The organism is Paenibacillus sp. sgz302191 (genome assembly GCF_057749925.1).
Genome location: NZ_JBYLHY010000006.1, coordinates 1 through 18,905 on the forward strand (window position 1 = coordinate 1; position 18,905 = coordinate 18,905).

The following is an 18,905-nucleotide window of genomic DNA, read 5'->3' on the forward strand; positions in this document are numbered from 1 at the left end:
ACGTTACAGCGCCGTCCACAAAACCTGTTGTACGGTCATAATTTCCCATTGCATCCATAGTCAGCTTTGGCACCTTGACCTCATTACCGCCGCTGTATTGAACAAGGCCAGCGTTTGGCTCCATCCAACCGGATGTTGCTTGCGCTACGATCTGCTTATCCAGCGCCGTTTGAAAAATCTTCGCGTATTCTAAAATGTTGGGAATAGCCATATCCTATAGTCCTCCTAAAATGTTTTGTTCAATGATCGATTGTGCCGAAGGGGCACCGCCGCCGCCACTACCTTCGGCAGGGTTCGTGCCTCTAAATGTTGTGCTTGGCGGTTGTTTCTCTGCGAACAAGTCCTTATAACTCGTTTTCAGCTCGGTAATCTGATCCTCCAAACCTTTGACCGTACCGTCTTGCAGCAGCTCCAGCTTCGTTTTGTCGATCTTCCCAAGCAGCAGCTCAGGAAATTTTGCCTGAGCACCATTGAGCGCTTTTTCGATAGCAGATGTGACGGAAAGGTCTTTCAGCTTCGCCTGGTGCTCATCGGATTGCTTTTTGTTTGTTTCCTGCAGCGTCTCGATTTGCTTTTTAAGGTCCTCGTTGTCGCCAGCAGACTTTTTCAGGTCCGTGAGCTGCTTATCGCGGTCCTTCAAGGTATCCTCTGCCTGTTTCTTGGCCTCGTTTACCTCGTTGAACTTTTCTTTAGGAATCCATGAACCATCAGAAACAAGCGCGATTTTGTGCTTATCACCCGCCTTTGCAACGACCTGGTTATACAGTTCCTCGCCTAATAGTTCTTTCAAATCCATCGTGACACACTCCCAATTGGTTTTTATGGCGCAACCCCGCCGCGGGCGGCCGTGATGCTCCGGCCAACGAGCAGAGGCCCCGGCAGTCTCAGCCGGAGCCCAAATAAAAAGACACCCTCAATTATTGAGAGTGCCGCTTATGATTTCCGTAATGTCATTTGCCCGTCTTTCTCTAATTGCGATTTCAATTTGTCATACAAAGGCAATACTTCTTCCGGGGCTCCTGGCTTTAGGATGACCGTATCATTGCCGAATTCGATCCATGGAGCCAATTTCGGGGGGATAAATGGAATCACTGCATGCCAGCCTCCTTTAACTTTCTTTTCAATATCTTCATAACTTCCAAAGCGAGCGGACGCGGATTTGATGATCCCAAAGCTTCCGCAAAGGCTTCCGCCAAAAATTCTTTTGTATTTTTGTTCGCGTAATTACTCAGCTCGTCGGTGATATTTTTCGGAGTATTGGCAATGCCCAGATTTGACAAGGCTTCTGCCATGATTGACTGCGAAAGTATCCCCTTATTAATGCGGGACCAAATCACCTCTGCGTCATCAATCGTCAGCGCCGCCCCTGTCCAGGCCCCCATGACTTTCATCGCGTGGGCGTACTCAAGCAAATGACCAAACTCGTGAATAAAGAGCGATTCCTTTGTAGAGCCCGCCGGCCAGTGCTTGGCGTCCACAGATGCCTTGATTATATCATCAATATCAGACGAATTGTAATAATGTGAAGAAATATTCAGATTGGCAATGGCCATGCCGTTCGCATAAGCCAAACCGGCTTGAGCAACGAAATCTTCGGTGTTTACGGCAGTTATTTCCTTCGCGAATCCTTTTATGCCCGGGAACTCCTGCATGGCCTTATCGATTGCTCTATTCATGGCATTTGCGCTTTCTAAATCCAAGCCGCTGTAATCCGCGACTTCAAAGCCATAATCCCGCTTGGCAGCAGCTTCCGCTTCTTTCAACGTCTTTGCTGGGACGAAAGGAGCCGGTAACACAGAGCCATTATCCGGCGGCGGCGTATTGGCATCCTTGGGAGCATGTTTCTTTGCCCATTCCTCATATCTCATGTCGCCGGGGACATCGTAGGTCTTACCATCATCCCCCCGCGCAGCTCTTTCTTTCACGTTGTCCTCGAAATGCGGAATATCGACGGTCCGGCAGCGGCCATGAAATGGAGCACAGTTCACGCCCGGCTGCGCCTCCGACACCTTGAACACAGTACCGTCCATAGTCCGGCAAATTGTCGAAGTGTATTTATCAAGCGTGGCTACGTTTTTAAATTCCAAAACGTCCAGTTCCACATATGCAGCCCGCCGGGACGATCCAGAGAAAAAGGCAGATTCGGTGAGTACCAGGTTTTCAGCACGCGACCTTGAAACGCCCATTCGTTCGGAAAGCGCTGAAATCATCTTCTCCGAAGAATCCCCGCGGATTAAGCCTTGTGTAAGTGTGGTCTGCAACTCACGGACAAGCTTTTCACGGTCTGCCCATATCCTGGAACTGAAATTGCGGCCGTCCGGTGCCCAAGGTGTCGAAAGCAAACTATCAAGTTGCCGTTGATCCAGTTTTGAAAAGCTGGAACCGAGCCCTACGCCCTTCTGTAGCTCAAATATGCTGCGGTAGTAGTTATCCCTATAAATACCACTTAGAAGCTCGCGTGTGCCTGTCTGACGCTTCGCTGTGAGCACTTCGATGTGTTGCCGCATTTGTGTCTGCAAAGCTTCCAGCCTGCTAATATGAACCTTAGCGCTCGCGTTCTCAAGTTCTTTCATCCAGCGCTGATCAACTGCATTCTCCCGGCCCGCCTTGATGTACTCGTCAACGGTCCATTTGAATTCTTTCAGTTCCCCAGCTTTCAGTATTCGTCGCGCTTCGACCAAACTTACCCCGTTATTCTTGGCTAAACGCTGATACCAGGCGTCAACATCCTTTTGGATCTTGGCTATTGCCTTTTGGTACTCAACATTTGTTTGCCGAATGAATGCTTCGCCCTTGGCGAGCTGCGCCTCGTTCAATATTTCCATCCGCTGGGCCCAGTACGCGTCAGACTTCATACGCTCCCAGCTCCACCGGCTTGCTGATCGTTTGGATTAGCTCCAATACCGCCGTAATTCTGAGCTTCCTCCATAGCAGCCGTTTTTTGTGCGTCAAGGCGCTCCATCTCCTTCTTCGCATCTGTAACCCATGGATGATTCGCAACAATCGTTTCATCGGATATAATGCCGACACTGTTCTTTGCGTTTGTGATCGTGTCCGTTTCATTGATCAGGATGTCCCGATTAAAAATAAAATCAACGGATTCATTCGCGAAGTCGCCAGCGCCGCTGTTGGCAAGGTGAACATCAATAAACCATCGAAGCTGCTCAAGGCTCGCTTGGAACTCTGTTTCGATGCTATTGGCATCCATATCCAAATCGGCGTATAGGAATTTCAGTGATACGCCGCTCGGGCTGCTGCCGAATTCTTTCGACTGCGTGTCCACGCCGCGCCCAAATTCGTATATATCCTTCCGATTCATTTCCATATGCGTTTTGTAGGCTTCGGTATCGATTGTAAGGCTGATCGTGTCTACCCCGCCCTCGCCTGTGACGAATACAACGCGATACTGAGTTATGTTTTTCCTGAACTCGCTGCCGTTTGTGCCGTTGTGGTCTTTCACCACGTATATGCTGTTTGGCAAATCCTCAAGATTGTTGCTGTTATCGCTTTTCCGCTTGTCGTAGTCATCAACGAGCGATTTCAAGAACTGAATGAGCGGCAATTCTTCGTCATTGTACTTGAAGCAAATGAAGGGGATCCGCTGCCAGTTATAAGGCTTTTCGACGCCGCCTCCTTCAATCACAAAAAAATGCGCCTGACTCTCGGGCGCTTCAACGTCATCGATAAGCTGGCCATTCGTGTAATCATATCGCTTCACGCCTTCGAGACTCCAAAATTCAACCTTCGTAAGAATTTTCTTGATAGTTCCTTCGTAGGCTGTGACATTGTATACCCGAATCATGGCGTCGAGCTCGGTATGTGCAGCATCCCGCCAAAGTGGAATACACTCCTCGGATGGGATGCGCTTGAATGAGAGCGTGCCTTCTGTATTGTAGTATACGTGCAGCCAGCCTTTGCCTTTGTTCACGGCATCTTTGCCTAGATTTTTTAGCAACCGCATCATTGCGCCATTGAAGAATCCATTTAGCTGTTTGTGGTATCCCTCGTTGTCGGCCTGTATGTTCAAAGCCTTGCTCAAGAGGTAACCAACCTTCTGATCCGTCAATTTCCGAACGAAATTATGAACCAGTTTGTTATTTGCAAGATGCTCAACCGGCTTCGGCCGGCCACCTTCCCCGATAACTGTCCGTGTTCTGTGAAGGATATCCGTATTGCCGGTGTAATAGCGTTCCCCTTCGATCATCTGAAATCGGAGCGGAGAGGAAAGCCAGTCACTGACTTCTTGCCGGATGATTTGCTCAATGGTCATTGCAGAAGCGGCGCCAGTTTCGAGTATGGCCGTAATTTCCTTCATTGCCGGGGTCATGTGCTCCCTCCTTTCTAACCGAATGAAATGCTCGGTGCCTTCATGTCGCTCTCCAAAGCGTAACGCGTCATGTCAATACTGTGGTTGTCCCTGTCCGGATAACCAGCTTTCCAGCCGCCGTTTCCATCCGGATCCAGCTCGTAGCCGTCAAACTCCCTGGATGTATTCGGGCATCGAACCGGATCGATAATGATCTCGTCCAAGTCCTCCAAGAACTTCATCCCATGGTCAACCGAGTCCGGCCCTTTCTTGGCCCCGGCCACTTTCAACCCGAGATTGCGCAGCTCAGAAATCGTTCGCGGTTCTGCGCTGTCCGCCGTGACAATTCTATTACTGGTATTCTCGGCCTTGATCCCCTCGGCAAGCTTTCGAGTGGACAGCCCGACCTTGTGAATCTCATAAAATATAAAAAGACGCCTACGCGTGCTATCGAAATGCATAACGCCGTAATGCGTCGGATGTGAGGCAAAACCAAAGTCCAGGCCACGCTTGATACGATCAAAGCTCTCAATCTCTTCGTCCGAGATTCGGCGCAATGTGAGGTTGCGGAACACCTCGCCGCCGGTGCCGGTATCCTCTCCGAGATATTCATGCCGGTATGCCAGCTCGTTGCGCTGCTGCAAGCTCTCCGCCTCAAGAAAAAATTGTTCACCAAGCCAGTGCCGCGGAACGCTGCGGTAATCACTGTGATGCGTCAGCCAGCCTGTAGGCGGGTTTTTTCGATACTCGTGAACCCATGCCTTGCGCCTTTTCGGCGGGTTATACGAATAAAACACGCGATACCCGTCACCGCCGCGCAGCAACGTCTGATTGATCGAACGAATGTCCTCGACGGCAAATTCGTCGGCTTCCTCGTACCACACATATTTAAAAAAGCCCCTGCGGAGCCGCAATGACTTGATCTTGATCGGATTATCGGCGCCTCGAAATATGATCCGCTGGCCGGTTGGCTTGTAGACTATTTGCATTGGAGATATGCGGCAGTCGAAGAAATGCGCCACCCCGAGCTTGTCAATCGCCCAGACAAACGATTCGTACACAGACTCCCTCAGCGTATCCTTGACCTTACGGAGTGCAATAGCGTTAGCGTTCGGATCAGCAATTAGCCCAAGGATAATCTCGGTCGGTGTGAATGACGATTTAGTCGATCCCCGACCGCCGCCCAAAAGGAAATGTGTGGCCGTTCCTTGCTTAACCGCATGATGTACGTCGTAGAAGCTCGGCGCGACCAGGTCGGTCAACCGAACCGCCGTCATCCAGTGTCACGGTCTTTCGGCGGCACATCATCCACAATCTGCACGGCTCCCTGGACATCTATCTGCTGCTTATCGATCCACATACCGTATCGCTTGCCAAGTAGCTCAAGCGCTTTTATCTTATCTGCAAATCGCACCTCACGTTCGACCATCTCAACATCGCCTTTCATGGTCTTGACCTTGACGGAGGCTATTGCAGCCCGATCGTCAGCGTTCGCATCGTCCTCAATTTCGCCTGAATCCATATTGATCAGTTGCGTCGGGTCGAGAAAGGCAATCCGAGCAAGCTCGCGGAGGATTCGTTCCTGATTGACGCCTGTTCGCCGTGAGAGCTCGGCCATTCGCTCATCGATGTACGCGCGAATCTGAGGTTTCGTTAAATTCTCACAGCCTATCTCTGCTGCCGTTTTAGTACTGTATCCCGCTCGAATAGCCGCCTGTGTGGCATTGAGGTCGATCAGGTATTCATCCGCGAATTTTTGCTGTTTGGCCGTCAATGCCATAACAGTCAGCTCCTTTCAAGAAAATCATAAAAATAGCCGCCTCCAAAGAGACGACTGGCAAGATGGAAAATTTTAGTAAAAATAAAGCAGCCACGCTATATGTTTTGAGACATAGCCGGCTGCTTATTACTGGCACACTAACATAATAACACGGAAAATGACGTCAAAAGTATCATGATAGTATCAATTTCATCGCCAGCCGATTTTTTCAGCGATCGCTTGAATAATTTGGCCCCTCCAGCGCATTGCTGTTATCCGGCTTACTTCCAATTGCATCGCAATGCCATCCCAAGTTAAATGTTGCGGTCTCGTCCAGTATCTCAATTTTACAAGGTGTCTATGCTTTTCCGGAAGCCTTTCGACAACTGATTCAATAGCGTCAGCGATATTCTGTAGCTGCTCCAGCTTTTTATGTGTTGTAAGTAGCACCGCCGTCCGCCCTGTCGGATCGCCCGGCAGATTACTTCGGCCGCCGCCGACATTTTCGTCCTCGCTCGGCTCGCCGTGAAGGATTTCATTCTTTAGTCTTACGATTTCTCTACGGGTATCGTGATAGGCGTAGATTTCGCTTTCAATGTGCTGGAACGTTCCCCGTTTAAGTTTAATCATGCGCTGCCCTCCTGTATGCGTCTAATTCTCGTCAACCCGAGCTTATTGACTTGCCCTGTCACTGTCGTAATTGGTATGCCAAGATACTCAGCAATCTCCCCAGTTTCATGAGTCGGATACATCCTGACCAAATCCAGCAGCATGTCCGGCGTAAATTGCCTAGCTTGTAGCTCCCTGGCCGCCTCGTAACGCAAATCTAGCGGCACACCTTCGTCTGTTGCGATCGCATTCAGTTGCTTCTTTGTCGCCAGTGCAAGGTCCATTGCGCCCTCAACTCTTTTCATGGCCGTTACTAAGACCCTCTGAGAATTCTTCCATCCATTCGACTAGCATCATCATTTGCTTGATGACCAATCGATTCTCCTGATATTTCTGGCAGATTGCACCGCACGAATCAGCGACCCATGTCCAAAAGTCCGCGCTCCCCATCCCATGCCGGGAAGCCGCCTGGTTGGCTTGCTGGATCCACTCCAGCACATCCGCGAAAAACGCTTTATAGTCCATCGGCTACAGCTCCTCGATTTTGACGTAGATCCCCGGCCGAGCTGCCCAAAATTTCTCAATGATCTCGCTGGCCACAATGGCATCATCCTTCCAGAAACCCAAGTCCGTCATGATATCGAACGGGAGCTTGTTCAGGTTGTGAGTGTCGGGCTTGGTTATTTTCCACTCTCCGTCGTAATGCTTGCTTCCGGCTGGAATTGGAAACAGCCATTTCACAATCACCCGCAGGGCTCCGGTATATTTTTTCTCAGGCACATGTTGCCCGAGGTGTGCCGTCAGCTTCGCCCGAGCCGCCTTCAAGTCGTCCGGCTCGTAGAAGACTGGCTTTCCACTCGTACAAGCGACCTGCTTCTCTTGGTGCGTTGCAGTCGGCGGTTTCATCGGCATGAAGAATTCAGTCGTCATGTTGGTTCGCCTCGTGCATCTCTTCCCAATCGTCGATCATCGTCCGCAGGTAACCAGCAGCTACATCATCAGAAAACAGAGCATCCCGATCCAAAACATACTTCACCTGGAATATTTCTTCGCCGGCCTTGTTCTTGAATTTTGTCCCAAACTGCAACTTGCCGGCTTTGTCATAGCACCGCATGAAATTCCCGTTTCCGAACTCTATCGTTTCAGGGATTTCCGTTTCCCAATATTTGTTATCGTATTTTTTTGTCATCTCTTTTTTTCTCCTCTCGCGCGGAAGACTTTAAGGGGGAGGGAATGTCACGGGGAGGAGGGAGCGGAAGCGAACACTCCCTCCCCCATTACGTACATTCCCTCCCCAGTCTTATAGACTTACATAATCATGATTTAAGTCTTAAACATACTACTACGGGCGCGCGTTATATACGCGATATAATATATAGGGATTATCCGCAAGTTTTCGCGGATTTGCGGCATCGCGGCAATCATGATGCTTGCAACTTGCGGTAATCATAAATTTATGATTACCCCGCAACTTTCAGCGGATTGCGACCACCATAAAATTAAAGGTCGACGCCGCAATTCAATCGTCTTCTTCGTCTTCCTTTTTGACTATGCGGAAGCCAATTGAACGATCAATTTCATACCCGTATTTCTTGATCCAGTCTCTCACGGTGCGTTCAGCAACCTCTTTTCCGGTCGAACCATACCAAGCCATGACATCATTTAAAGTAGGCGGTTCGCCAAAATTGCAGTTATTAATTACATCTTCAAATTCCTCGGCCTTGCTTCTTCGCTCAGTTTTTGCCTTGCTCTTCCGTTTATTCGTAGCCTTCTGCCACGCTGGCGCTTCCCCTTCTGGCTCGATGTCTTTCAGGCTGCCTACTTCGTCCACACGATGAACCGGATATTGAAACCACATGTTGACCGGCTCAAACTTTGGATACTCCCGCAGCGTGCCTTCCACGCGCCAGGCCGAACGGATCCGGACGCTGTGGAGGGCCTTCTTGATCGTCTCCTGAGCGGCTGCCACCTGATCTGCATAAATAGCTCGCTTGGCATGATCCTCCATCTCCTTGGCACTCAGCAGGTCGTCCTGGGAGACGTGTTCCGCCAGATAAGCCGGGTTGTGCTGCTGGAAGTAGCGCTGATACACCGCGCATATGGCCTTGTTTTCCTCTTGCTTGAGTAACGCTTCTGTTATCTCAAGCTCCACAAGGTCGATCAGCGCGTCCGGATCCCGGGCGAATACGCCGCTGCCACTGGCCCGGTCCATAGACTTCTTGCCACCCTGAGACCCCTTTGAATGGTGATGACAGTAGATGACGCTCGCGCCGAGCTCCGTTGCGATCTTGTCGAACTGGTTCGTAAAGTGGGCCATCTGGTCCGCGCTGTTCTCGTCGCCCGTCAGGACCTTGTAAATCGGATCAATGATAATCGCAATGTAATTCTTCTTGGCCGCGCGCCGGATCAGTTTCGGCGCCAGTTTATCCATCGGCACAGACTTGCCGCGCAGGTTCCAAATGTCGATATTTCTGATGTTCTGCGGCTGCAGCCCGAGAGCCTGGTAAACATCGCGGAAGCGGTGCAGGCAGCTAGCTCGGTCCAGCTCAAGGTTGACGTACAACACTTTTCCTTGCGTGCAGGCCCAACTAAACCATTTAACTCCCTCGGCAATCGCAATACTAAGCTCTATCAGAGCGAAAGACTTGCCGGCTTTCGATGGCCCGGCCATGAGCATTTTATGCCCCTGCCGCAGCAGGCCCTCAATAAGAGGCGGCGCCAGGACCGGCATGTTATCCCAAGTTTCCGTCAGGCTCTCCGGATCCGGCAGGTCGTCGTTGACGCCTTCGATCCATTCGTGCCAATCATTCCAACTCGCTTTGCCGATGTTTGTGTCCACGATAAACTGCTTCTTACCATTCCGCTCGACGCCCGGCATGCGGGACAGCCTGGACGGATTTCGATTCTGGTTGTCGATGTTCAGCCCGTTCTTTTTGCAAACGTTATATAGATAATCCACACGCTTCCGGTACTCGTCGTAATTGGAAGCATCGACCCGAACAATAGCGTGCAGGCTTTTGCTGCCGCTGTAGACCATGACGGCGATCGGCAGCTCGAGCTCACGCATGATGGCGTTCTGCTTCTCAATGTCCATCGTGTCGGACTCAACCAGCGCATACCGGAACTCGGTCACATTCTCATTTTTGACGCCTTTGCCGTCCAGCGGATTGAAGCGGATCCAGGCTCCGGCTGTCGGGTTGTAGTCGCCCAAGACGGACCCTATGTCCCCATTGCATTGATTGAGCCGCTGAATCAGCTCGCCGGCAGTCCGGTCCCATGCCCCTTTTGTGGGCAGGTATTTCCCGTCTTCGTTTTGCCATGTGTCCACGACATAGCCGACGTTCTCGCTCGCTTCGAACAGCGTCTGCAAATACGTGGTCAACTGCTGCACCGGGTTCCAAACGGCCGGCTCGTGGATCTCCTTGCCCTCGATCCAGTTTTTATCCACGACAACGTAATCGCCGCCGGATATCTCGTCATCCCAGCCCAGCTCCCGGTCCTCGCGATCCGCAGACCGCGATACCCAGCCGTTCTCCTTCGCCATCTGCGTGATTGTGGCGCCGGTTACTGGCGTGCCGGAGCCTTCGAAGCTGGTCCATTTTTTGAAGCATTCGCCCGGATGGTATCGGGCCGGGTCCCGCTTGCTCCAATCGTCCCATTCGGCTGCCGTGTAGCCTTCGTATTTGAGGGCCATGCCCACGTTGACCCATTCTTGGTAACTCAGATAGGCCGGATCAACGTAGGCCAGTAAAGCAATGAGATCTATTTTATGCTCTGCCATCCGGCTCTACCTCCTCACGAAACTAGATATTCAAACTTGTCCGAAATCCTGGTGGACTCGCTCCCGATCGACCGTAACGTAAGTTCCACTTTCAATCTCGATAGTGACTTCGTTATTCCCGGCATCGGCTCCGATAACTCTGCCACTTACTCCTGCAAGTATCCCGTTAACGATGGCGGCTCCTTTGTTAATCCAAATCGGCTTCATACGGACCTCCCCATGTCCTTCGATATTCAGTCGGTGTTCATTCCTCGACTATTTCCCACGATGTATCAACATATTGAGCAGCGTCTTCCCAAACAAGCTCAGCAATTTTTTGGGTACGCTGATCTTCGGTCAATCTCTCTAATTCCTCGTCATCGATTTCTATTTCGCTTTCCATATCAGCCCCTGCATAGCCAAGAGTTACCTTATATTTAACTCGCATACTATGACCTCCATGTAATTGGATATTCAATTGCGTTACCACTCAAGGGACGATCCCGACTCCTCACGATATACTTTCGGATCGATACCTTCCGGCACGCGCCAGCCGTTGCCTGCGATCCGATCGATCAGACGCTTGGCCGTTTCAAATGACCATGTTCCGACGTGCTCGAACCCGCGCTGTTCAAGGAAGCGGATCTGCTTCGGCGTGGTCAACCCTTCCGTGCGCCGTTTATCCAAGCGTTCCAGCAGCTTCGTCGCCTTGCCGGCGTTATCGATTTCATCCGGCAGGATGCCCAGCTTCTCCAGCGTCTTGACTTGGGCCTCACTCGGCGGCGCCATTTCCCAGCCGAACGACGGCACATAGCTGGAAAGGTCCTCAGCCTGGATAGACATTTCAAACTGCAACGGATCCACCAGCGCGCGCTTCCGGCGTTTCATTTCGGCGAGTTGCTTCGCGAGAGCTTCTTCACGCTGCGCAACAACATCTTCCGCAGCCTGCTTCTCGACGGCTTCCAAATCCAGCGGGATGCCCGCCTCCTCGATCTGCTTGGTCATAGCTGCGGCGATTTCTTCGTTTTCGGCGATCAGATGCGCCGGGTGGCAGAGCTCATGCCGCTCGGTGTGCCAAAGAAAGTCAAGCAGCAACAATTCAGTTTTTCCGGGATGGAGCCGGGTACCTCGCCCGACCATCTGGCTGTATAAGCTGCGGACCTTTGTAGGCCGCAAGACGACAACGCAATCCACGCTGGGGCAGTCCCAGCCCTCCGTCAGCAACATCGAATTGCATAGGACGTTGTATTTGTCTTTGTCGAAGTCATCCAATATCTCCGCTCGGTCATGTGAATCCCCATTGACCTCCGCAGCCTTAAATCCAATTAAATTCAGAATATTCGTAAATTTCTGGCTAGTCTTAACCAATGGAAGGAAGACAACGATCTTTCTATCCTTGGCGACTTTCCACATCTCAGCCGCAATCGATTCGAGATACGGGTCCAATGCCGTGCCGAGATCCTGTGACTTGAAGTCGCCTGCCTGCTGCCCGACTGCCGACAAGTTGATCTGCAACGGAATCGTCATCGCCTTGATCGGGCTGAGATAGCCCGCCTTGATCGCCTTCGGCAGCGTGTATTCGTAGGCCAACGATTCGAAGTAGGCTCCCAGGTTGCGCATATCACCGCGGTCCGGAGTTGCCGTCACGCCCAGTACGTTAGCTGACTCGAAATACTGCAGCACGCGCTGGTAACTGTCCGATATACAATGGTGGGCCTCATCAATGATGATGGTGTCAAAATGGTCCGGAGCGAATTGCTGTAGTCGTTTTTCACGCATCAACGTCTGAATGCTGCCCACGACAACACGGAACCAACTACCGATTGATGTTTGCTCTGCCTTCTCCGTAGCGCATTTCAGTCCGGTTGATTTCTCCAACTTGTCGGCCGCCTGGTCCAACAGTTCGCCCCGGTGGGCCAGGACGAGCAAACGCTCGCCCAACCTTACACGGTCTTCGATGACTTTTGAAAACACGATCGTTTTACCACAGCCGGTCGGAAGCACGAGCAGCGTCCGCTTGACGCCCTTTTCCCACTCGTCTTGAATCGACTGGCGCGCCTCCTGTTGGTAAGGTCTAAGTTCCATAGCTACCTCCTAAAACTCGCCCGCCGACCAATTGCCGCTTTGCTGCTGGCCTGTTGGGAATGGCTGTTGATACTGTGGTTGCTGGTATGTCTGCTGTGAAGGCTGCTGATAGCTGTGCTGCGGTTGTGTCGGCTGAACCTCGTCGTAAGGATAGAAGGACTTGATTTGGTTGTTTGCTCGATCCTCGCCGTTATGTTTGTAATTCCGCACTTCAAGTTTCAAACGCCCCTTACGGCCCATGACGGCAGGCCAGTTCATTTTGAGCGGCTCACCTTTCTTTTTGAGTCCGATGCCGGCGAAGAAATTGGACAAAAGCCCCTCCGTCTTACTGTGCAGAAACAGGTTATGGAAAACCACGATATCCCCTTCTGGAGAGTGGACCGTGATCTCCAACTTCGCCTGGTTGCAGGCAGGCATTTTCTCGCTGCCATTGAACCGCCCGCGTTCAAATTTCGTTACCGTGAAATTGTAGTCTCCGGCCGGGAGCAAAACAAAGCCCCCGCCGTCCTTTTGAATCTCATCATCCCAACCAAGTTCTCGTTCAATATTTTGTGTCATATATGATTCCTCCAGTTATGAATTATGAAAATGGCAGATTTGCTTTAAATTCCCGGATCATGTTATGCACTTTAGGCCAAGCTCCTACCAGCACGCCCGCAATGAAATTAGGATCATAATTTTCAATAGGCGTATTCTCTGGATAGTAGCCTTTTTGGCTCACCACAATCTGAATGTCTGTCTCCGTGACTTGATGCTGCATCATCAGATCCCGCAGCGATTGAGGGATATTCGGATTCAATTGCTGCGACTCTGGCGGAGTAACTGCTGCTGCTGGTTGCTGCTGCGTCGACTGTCCCCCAGCCACCTGAGCCCCTGCCTGCACTGCGGTCTGTGAAGGGGTGCTGACTGCCGAATCCGGCGCAGGCGACGGTGACGACGTATGAGCAGCTTGAGCTGCTGGCACACTGGTAGAGCCGCTAAAGATATGAGCGATCCGGCTGTAATCCAGTGGAAACTCGTCCGGTAGGCCATGGCGGTTCTTCGCGTCCCAAGCCGGATGATGCGTCGCATAGACCGTCCGCACACCACCCTGCCCCTTGTGCTTGGTCCCTTTCTGATCGGCTGCCACCGAGAACGTTTTGTAATTGATAAACAACACCATGTCGGCCCACTCTTTGACGAGCGGTGCCGTCCTTGATCCAGTCTTTTGCCCAAGCTTCAGCTGGTAGCGGTCATAGGCGCCCAGTTCGTCGGGCTGCTCGAATTTGATGATCTGAGCATGTGCTGTCAGAACGACGTGGATACCAGATTCAACTACGTCGCTCAGGAGATTCAGGAAGCGCCCCAATTCCTCGGCAACGTAGATGTACCCTTTGCCGAATCCGAAGTCTTCCACGCCCTTTTTGTTGTGAGTCGCACAAACACTTTCGACGCACAGCATTTCTGCCCAGTCGATCGTATCGAGGACGAGCGTCCCGAATCGGCCCCCCTGCTGCTTGACCCACTCGACCTGCTGCCGGAGCATTTCCCAGCTCGTCGGCTTGGCCAGGCGGTCAACCTGCATTTCCGTGGTTGAACCCTCTGTATCGATGAAGATCGGTCGTGGGAACTGTGCAGCGAGCGAGGATTTACCGATTCCCTCGGGGCCATACAGAACCGCCTTCTTAGCTTTCTGAACTTTTCCGCTGATGACTTGCATCAGAATTCACCTGCTTTCCATGTTTTCGCTTCTTCCTGGCCTGGCTCCGTTGCAGTCTGCTCCTGCCCTGCGACATAGCCGTCTTCGATAATGATGGAACATTCCTCCCCGGTGCTGACCCGGGTTGCGATCGCCTGCAGCCCCTCCTGCTCCAGCCATTGGCCGAACTCTTGGAGCGTCTCGAGGTCCATCTGCTCCAGCTTGTCCAGCAAGATAAAGCCGCAATTCGGTTTCAACTTTCGGACAATGGCAGCAGATACCTTGAGCTGATCGGATCCGCTCATGTTGTCCCAGCGCTGGCCGTCATAGATCAGCTCGCCTGCATCGACGGACAGGCCCGGCAACGGCAGATTTGCGTTCGTCAGCAGGTCCGTCTTTTGCTCACGAATTGTATTGATTTCGGCGGTCAGCTTGTCGTACTCTACCCGGTATTCGCCTGCATCAGATTCAGCCTTGTCTTTGTCCAGATTGGCCCGCACCTTCCGATTGATCTCGTCGATCTGTTGGATGTTTGCTTCCAGCTCCGCGGTCGATTCGTCGCGTAGGTCGAGTGCGTCCTTTTGGGCAATCGCCAGGTCGTTCTGCAGCTGCCCGTATTTCTCCTGAGCGGCGTTGAGCATCGCCGTCAGACGGACCACTTCACGACCCTGCTGCTCGAACTCGGTCTGAATCTGCGTCACACGCTGCCGCTTACGCTGGTTCTCGCCATTCTTCGCCAGGATCTCCTGCTGCTGGCAGATCAACTCGGAGGCGGAAACCGGCTCCTTCGGGGCATCCGGGAAGTATGGCTGCTCTTTTGCAAACTTGGCTTTCTGGTCCGCAATCTGCCCGATGGCATGGCGCCGGTTATAGACTTCCTGTTCCTGCTTTTCCAGCTCGAAGAGTTTGTCGCCGACGCCGATGATGCGCAGCAGGATATTGGCCTTCTCCTTGCTTGTCGAGTGCATGAACTTCGGTAGATCGATCGCCAGTTCTTCGACGAAGCTGTCGAGAAGCTGCTGGCCGCCTTTCTGGCCGTTCGGATCAATAACCTTAAGGTCGCTGTTCTTACCCTTGCGCTCAACGATCAGCCCGTTTGACAGGACAATGTGCAGATAAGGCGGGACGGCCGATCCTTCCCGTTCAGCTTGGGAAGGGCGGTATTTGTTGCCGCCCAGTCCCCAAGCGATCGCATCCAAAACGCTCGTTTTACCTTGTTTGTTGTTGCCGCCAACAATCGTTAGTCCCGCGCTGGTCGGCTCGATTTTAACCGCCTTGACACGCTTGATGTTTTCGATTTCGAGCTTGTTGATTTTGATCATTGGTTTATCTCCGTCCATTCATTTTTTTAGTTTGACGCCATATAAGGGAGTCGATATTTCCGGACATTGTAATCATGATTTCCCCGTCTGTTGCCCTCAGCTTGTACCAGTTTCTGGCGACTCCCCAAGCATCAACGATGTCAGCCGCCTTACCCGATTTCGTTTTGACTTTATCGCCTTTCAAATAAAGATTCGTAGAAAAGAACCCTCCTTAAAGGTAAAATTTCAACAATGCCTTGAGGCCAGCGATTTCCTCAACTAACCGCGCATGTTCTTGCCTTTGTGCCTCTTCTACCCGTACCCAAAGGCCATCAAGTTGCTGTTTCACTTCGGCGTATTGGCTGTGCCAGTGATCGCGTTCAGCCCGCAGACTTTCCTTTTCCGAATCATTTGTAATTGGCGATACTTGAATATGAGCTGTTGACTGTGTGCTTTTGCAACTAGGAGTCGATGTTTTAGCAGCATTCACTTCATTCTTGTTACCTTGTTTCAATAAACCCCAGGCATTTTTTTTGCGGTAAATACTGCTTTTCCCTAAGCCAAACATAGAACTGATTTTTTCATCTGGTACGTTTTTCTTCTTTAATTCAAGATATTTTTCTTTGGTTAGTGCACCGTTCAATTCTGTTACCTCACTTCCTGAAAATCCCGAATATATTCGATATTTCTGAGCTAATGATTCAATTTGCTCAATGACAGTATCTTCCGAGCAGCCCAGGACCGAGCTGATTTCATAAAGGGTTAAGCCATCCAGCCGCATTTTTAAGCAGCACCGTTCATCACTATTGAGAGAAGTAAGAAATTCTTTCACGAAAATGCTCGATACGTCATCCTCTGTTTTCAATAGATCGAAAAGCGTTAACGACTCTTCCTCATTCTTCGAACCCATGTTGAGATCCATGGAAACAATCTGGGAATCCCGTAAATATTTAAGTGCCTCGTTGGCTTCCTTTGGGCTGCAATCTAATTGATTAGATATTTCAAAAGCAGATAAATGCCTTGCATCGTTTTTTATAATCCGTCCGGCCAAAGCATACATCCGCTGGCTTGCTCGGACAGACGTTCCCTTATCTCGAAGAAATCTGCGGATTTCTCCAATCATCATCGGTACTGCATAGGTTGAAAACTTCCGAACCATTCCGCCGAATTTGTCAGGGTTGAAGCGATCGAATGCTTTCATTAGCCCAATATAGGCTTCGCTGACGATATCTTCATATTCGATGCCGCCCCTTCCAATAGCCCAACGAAAACGCCGTGCGGTAGAGTGAACAAGGGGGATGCTTGCCTGAATTACTTCATTTTTCTCCCCCAAATAAGGATTAATATTTCGTATCATTTCAACAGTTTCCATTGTCAAATGATTGCCACTGTGATACCATTGGCACAATAATGTTTTTGATTTGCATTTTTCGATGGCCGCTGCTCGTAACAGTGGTCATCTTTCCTTTTATAGACTGATGTGCTTCCGCAATTTCCATTTCCAAACATTCAATCTCGGAAGCCAAAAACCAATCCCAAGTGCCGTCTTTAACTTGAGTTTTAGCCATCCGTCGGTACTGAGCGGTTAAGTACTGAATCCGATCGCGTGCAGCTTTGAAATTATAACCCTTCGCCAACTTCACACCTCCCCGCCTCCTTTACGTCCAATCGCTGTTCCAAAAAAATCCCGTTCCACAAAAACTCCTGTCAAAGCGTCTACCCACGCGTTGATTTTTTTATTACCAGCTATTCACGATTTCTTCGATTGCCTTCAAAGTAGGCTGTGCCAGCCACCAACGCTTACGTTTCTTCTTTCGCTCATGCATCCTGACTCTAGGGTCAGGTAAAATTTCGTCTTCGAGATAGCGAATAGACATCGACGTCAGATCGCTGAGCTTGTTGATGTCGACGAGCAGCAACTGCTGATTGATTTGTTTCTGCAATTCACGCTCAATGAAACTTGCTATTGCTTTTTCGTCGACTTCAATGTTGATTTTCGTTGTTTGCAACAATCAATTTCACCGCCTTTTGTCCTATGATTAGGCGATCAGTTTGAGACGACACCGCTCATAAAATTGCGTTAACGCTTGCTTGCGCTGTTCAAAATCCGGAATAGCAAGAAGCAAACCAATATCTGCGCGTTGCAGAGTTTCGACGGCTAGAATCTGCTTACTGTCAAGGTACGGACGAATCGATTGCCCTTTTGGTATATTGTGTAGCTCCCGAAATTGCTTCGCGCTCATTCCTAACACAATCCGGTTAATCATGTCTGCTTCATTGCTGAAGTGGTGGAACGCGACGTCTTTGCCCTGCACCTCTCTCGCGGTCTGGATCGCATTTGTGAACGCAGGGTGTTCCAACTTCGCCGTAATGACGGACTTAATGAAATCTTCCATTTCGTTGAATCGACGAATGTAGGATTCTTTGAAACGAGCAGCCTTCTTACCCCGGTATCCCATAACCAGAAAGGTAAAACCGTCTTTGGACATCAGATATTCGGGGAGTCTCCTACCGGTACTATCTTTATAACTACTGACCTCAAAATTGAGGGCAGTAAATTCAGGACTACAATCAAGTGCTTCAATGTCGCGAAGAACATTGTAATGTTCCTTTTCGAACTCTTCCGCCACCTGCCGGCTGCTGCAAAAAGCTTTCCCGTTTCGCTCGTACAGGCGATATTCCGGATTGAGGGTGAGCTTGCTCATGCGCATCCTCCTCTCATTGGTCTCTGTTCAGTTTTCATAAGCGGTACCTAGCAACCAGTTCGACTACTGAATGTAATTTCTAAATCCAGCGCGATGCACACTTTATCCATCGTCTCTTCATTCCAGCGCTTATCGCCTTTTAGTAAATCATGAATGTACTGTGGCGAATAACCGATCTTCCTAGCCAACTCAGAAGGATTCATCTTTCTTTCTGCTAAAATGTTTTTTACTTTGGTTGAGAATCCCATTTGCGTCACCTCCTGAAATAATATTAATCTATTGGATTAATTTAATCAAATAGCATAATTAATCAAATAGATTAAAATTCAATCATTTTGGAGGATTAATCATATAGTTTAATCGAAATGCTTCATTTAGCTCAAATTCGCTTGATTTTTCAGCTATTTGATTGTTGTGTTTTAATCTAATGGCTGATATAGTTTAATCAATAAGTTAAGGAGGATGTTTAAAGTGGTGTTTTCGGAGTATAGAATCAGGAGTATAAGGGAACAGAAAAATATGAGTGGTGTCGAAGTCGCAAATAAACTGGGAATTTCCCCTCAATATTATTACGACATTGAAAGAGGAAAGAAAAACTTGAGTGCAGATAATGCTGCAAAATTAGCAGGAATATTCGAAGTATCGCTTGAGTATCTTCTCGGTTTGGCACCCAACAATACGAATTTCGAAAGCGAAATCCCC

The 18,905-nt window shown here is 50.2% G+C and carries 23 protein-coding genes and 2 pseudogenes; 1 reads left to right on the forward strand and 24 read right to left on the reverse strand.

Annotation, left to right across the window (positions count from 1 at the left end; genetic code table 11):
- From AC3G2T_RS10220 to AC3G2T_RS10335, 24 genes and pseudogenes are all read right to left on the reverse strand, one after another.
- Nucleotides 1-211 (reverse strand): annotated as a pseudogene (locus AC3G2T_RS10220) (hypothetical protein); the annotation flags it as partial.
- A 3-nt stretch (nt 212-214) separates the two neighbouring features.
- Nucleotides 215-796 carry a phage scaffolding protein gene (locus AC3G2T_RS10225; RefSeq protein WP_488435369.1) on the reverse strand — a complete coding sequence of 194 codons (582 nt, stop codon included), beginning with the start codon at nt 794-796 and terminating at the stop codon, nt 215-217.
- Nucleotides 797-933: 137 nt separating this feature from the next.
- Complete coding sequence (locus tag AC3G2T_RS10230; RefSeq protein ID WP_488435370.1) at nt 934-1,092, reverse strand: hypothetical protein; 159 nt, start codon at nt 1,090-1,092, stop codon at nt 934-936.
- Nucleotides 1,089-2,855 (reverse strand): minor capsid protein, encoded by a 1,767-nt coding sequence (locus AC3G2T_RS10235; RefSeq protein ID WP_488435371.1) that lies wholly within the window; start codon nt 2,853-2,855, stop codon nt 1,089-1,091. The genes AC3G2T_RS10230 and AC3G2T_RS10235 overlap by 4 nt, the downstream gene beginning before the upstream one ends.
- Nucleotides 2,852-4,327 (reverse strand): phage portal protein, encoded by a 1,476-nt coding sequence (locus tag AC3G2T_RS10240; protein WP_488435372.1) that lies wholly within the window; start codon nt 4,325-4,327, stop codon nt 2,852-2,854. Before AC3G2T_RS10240 ends, AC3G2T_RS10235 begins: the two co-directional genes overlap by 4 nt.
- Nucleotides 4,328-4,341: 14 nt before the next feature.
- Nucleotides 4,342-5,568, reverse strand: coding sequence for a PBSX family phage terminase large subunit (locus tag AC3G2T_RS10245; protein WP_488435373.1), 1,227 nt, complete (start codon nt 5,566-5,568; stop codon nt 4,342-4,344).
- 11 nt (nt 5,569-5,579) lie between these two features.
- On the reverse strand, nt 5,580-6,086 hold the full coding sequence (locus AC3G2T_RS10250) for a terminase small subunit (protein WP_488435374.1): 507 nt from the start codon (nt 6,084-6,086) through the stop codon (nt 5,580-5,582).
- Between the two features lie 189 nt (nt 6,087-6,275).
- Nucleotides 6,276-6,695 carry a DUF722 domain-containing protein gene (locus tag AC3G2T_RS10255; protein ID WP_488435375.1) on the reverse strand — a complete coding sequence of 140 codons (420 nt, stop codon included), beginning with the start codon at nt 6,693-6,695 and terminating at the stop codon, nt 6,276-6,278.
- Nucleotides 6,692-6,958 carry a hypothetical protein gene (locus AC3G2T_RS10260; protein WP_488435376.1) on the reverse strand — a complete coding sequence of 89 codons (267 nt, stop codon included), beginning with the start codon at nt 6,956-6,958 and terminating at the stop codon, nt 6,692-6,694. Before AC3G2T_RS10260 ends, AC3G2T_RS10255 begins: the two co-directional genes overlap by 4 nt.
- Nucleotides 6,959-6,965: 7 nt before the next feature.
- Complete coding sequence (locus AC3G2T_RS10265; protein WP_488435377.1) at nt 6,966-7,199, reverse strand: hypothetical protein; 234 nt, start codon at nt 7,197-7,199, stop codon at nt 6,966-6,968.
- Between the two features lie 3 nt (nt 7,200-7,202).
- Nucleotides 7,203-7,604, reverse strand: coding sequence for a RusA family crossover junction endodeoxyribonuclease (locus AC3G2T_RS10270; RefSeq protein WP_488435378.1), 402 nt, complete (start codon nt 7,602-7,604; stop codon nt 7,203-7,205).
- On the reverse strand, nt 7,594-7,863 hold the full coding sequence (locus AC3G2T_RS10275) for a hypothetical protein (RefSeq protein WP_488435379.1): 270 nt from the start codon (nt 7,861-7,863) through the stop codon (nt 7,594-7,596). Before AC3G2T_RS10275 ends, AC3G2T_RS10270 begins: the two co-directional genes overlap by 11 nt.
- Nucleotides 7,864-8,193: 330 nt before the next feature.
- The gene (locus AC3G2T_RS10280) at nt 8,194-10,455 is read right to left on the reverse strand and encodes an AAA family ATPase (RefSeq protein ID WP_488435380.1); all 2,262 of its coding nucleotides are present in this window, start codon (nt 10,453-10,455) and stop codon (nt 8,194-8,196) included.
- A 30-nt stretch (nt 10,456-10,485) separates the two neighbouring features.
- Nucleotides 10,486-10,662 carry a hypothetical protein gene (locus tag AC3G2T_RS10285; protein ID WP_488435381.1) on the reverse strand — a complete coding sequence of 59 codons (177 nt, stop codon included), beginning with the start codon at nt 10,660-10,662 and terminating at the stop codon, nt 10,486-10,488.
- 37 nt (nt 10,663-10,699) lie between these two features.
- Nucleotides 10,700-10,882, reverse strand: coding sequence for a DUF7167 family protein (locus tag AC3G2T_RS10290; protein ID WP_488435382.1), 183 nt, complete (start codon nt 10,880-10,882; stop codon nt 10,700-10,702).
- A gap of 35 nt (nt 10,883-10,917) precedes the next feature.
- Nucleotides 10,918-12,519, reverse strand: a complete 1,602-nt coding sequence (locus AC3G2T_RS10295) for a DEAD/DEAH box helicase (protein WP_488435383.1) — start codon at nt 12,517-12,519, stop codon at nt 10,918-10,920.
- Nucleotides 12,520-12,528: 9 nt separating this feature from the next.
- Nucleotides 12,529-13,077 carry a hypothetical protein gene (locus tag AC3G2T_RS10300; RefSeq protein ID WP_488435384.1) on the reverse strand — a complete coding sequence of 183 codons (549 nt, stop codon included), beginning with the start codon at nt 13,075-13,077 and terminating at the stop codon, nt 12,529-12,531.
- 22 nt (nt 13,078-13,099) lie between these two features.
- Nucleotides 13,100-14,218: an ATP-binding protein gene (locus tag AC3G2T_RS10305; protein WP_488435385.1), complete on the reverse strand. Its 1,119-nt coding sequence runs from the start codon at nt 14,216-14,218 to the stop codon at nt 13,100-13,102.
- Complete coding sequence (locus tag AC3G2T_RS10310) at nt 14,218-15,519, reverse strand: AAA family ATPase (protein WP_488435386.1); 1,302 nt, start codon at nt 15,517-15,519, stop codon at nt 14,218-14,220. Before AC3G2T_RS10310 ends, AC3G2T_RS10305 begins: the two co-directional genes overlap by 1 nt.
- Before the next feature lie 211 nt (nt 15,520-15,730).
- On the reverse strand, nt 15,731-16,870 hold the full coding sequence (locus AC3G2T_RS10315) for a sigma-70 family RNA polymerase sigma factor (protein ID WP_488435556.1): 1,140 nt from the start codon (nt 16,868-16,870) through the stop codon (nt 15,731-15,733).
- The gene (locus tag AC3G2T_RS10320; RefSeq protein ID WP_488435387.1) at nt 16,857-17,141 is read right to left on the reverse strand and encodes a hypothetical protein; all 285 of its coding nucleotides are present in this window, start codon (nt 17,139-17,141) and stop codon (nt 16,857-16,859) included. The genes AC3G2T_RS10315 and AC3G2T_RS10320 overlap by 14 nt, the downstream gene beginning before the upstream one ends.
- A 96-nt stretch (nt 17,142-17,237) precedes the next feature.
- Nucleotides 17,238-17,510, reverse strand: a complete 273-nt coding sequence (locus AC3G2T_RS10325; protein WP_488435388.1) for a hypothetical protein — start codon at nt 17,508-17,510, stop codon at nt 17,238-17,240.
- Nucleotides 17,511-17,537: 27 nt separating this feature from the next.
- The gene (locus AC3G2T_RS10330) at nt 17,538-18,203 is read right to left on the reverse strand and encodes a Rha family transcriptional regulator (RefSeq protein WP_488435389.1); all 666 of its coding nucleotides are present in this window, start codon (nt 18,201-18,203) and stop codon (nt 17,538-17,540) included.
- 47 nt (nt 18,204-18,250) lie between these two features.
- On the reverse strand, nt 18,251-18,451 hold the full coding sequence (locus AC3G2T_RS10335) for a helix-turn-helix domain-containing protein (RefSeq protein WP_488435390.1): 201 nt from the start codon (nt 18,449-18,451) through the stop codon (nt 18,251-18,253).
- A 214-nt stretch (nt 18,452-18,665) separates the two neighbouring features.
- Here AC3G2T_RS10335 and AC3G2T_RS10340 point away from each other — a divergent pair.
- Nucleotides 18,666-18,851, forward strand: a pseudogene (locus tag AC3G2T_RS10340) (helix-turn-helix domain-containing protein); the annotation flags it as partial.
- Between the last annotated feature and the right edge of the window lie 54 nt (nt 18,852-18,905).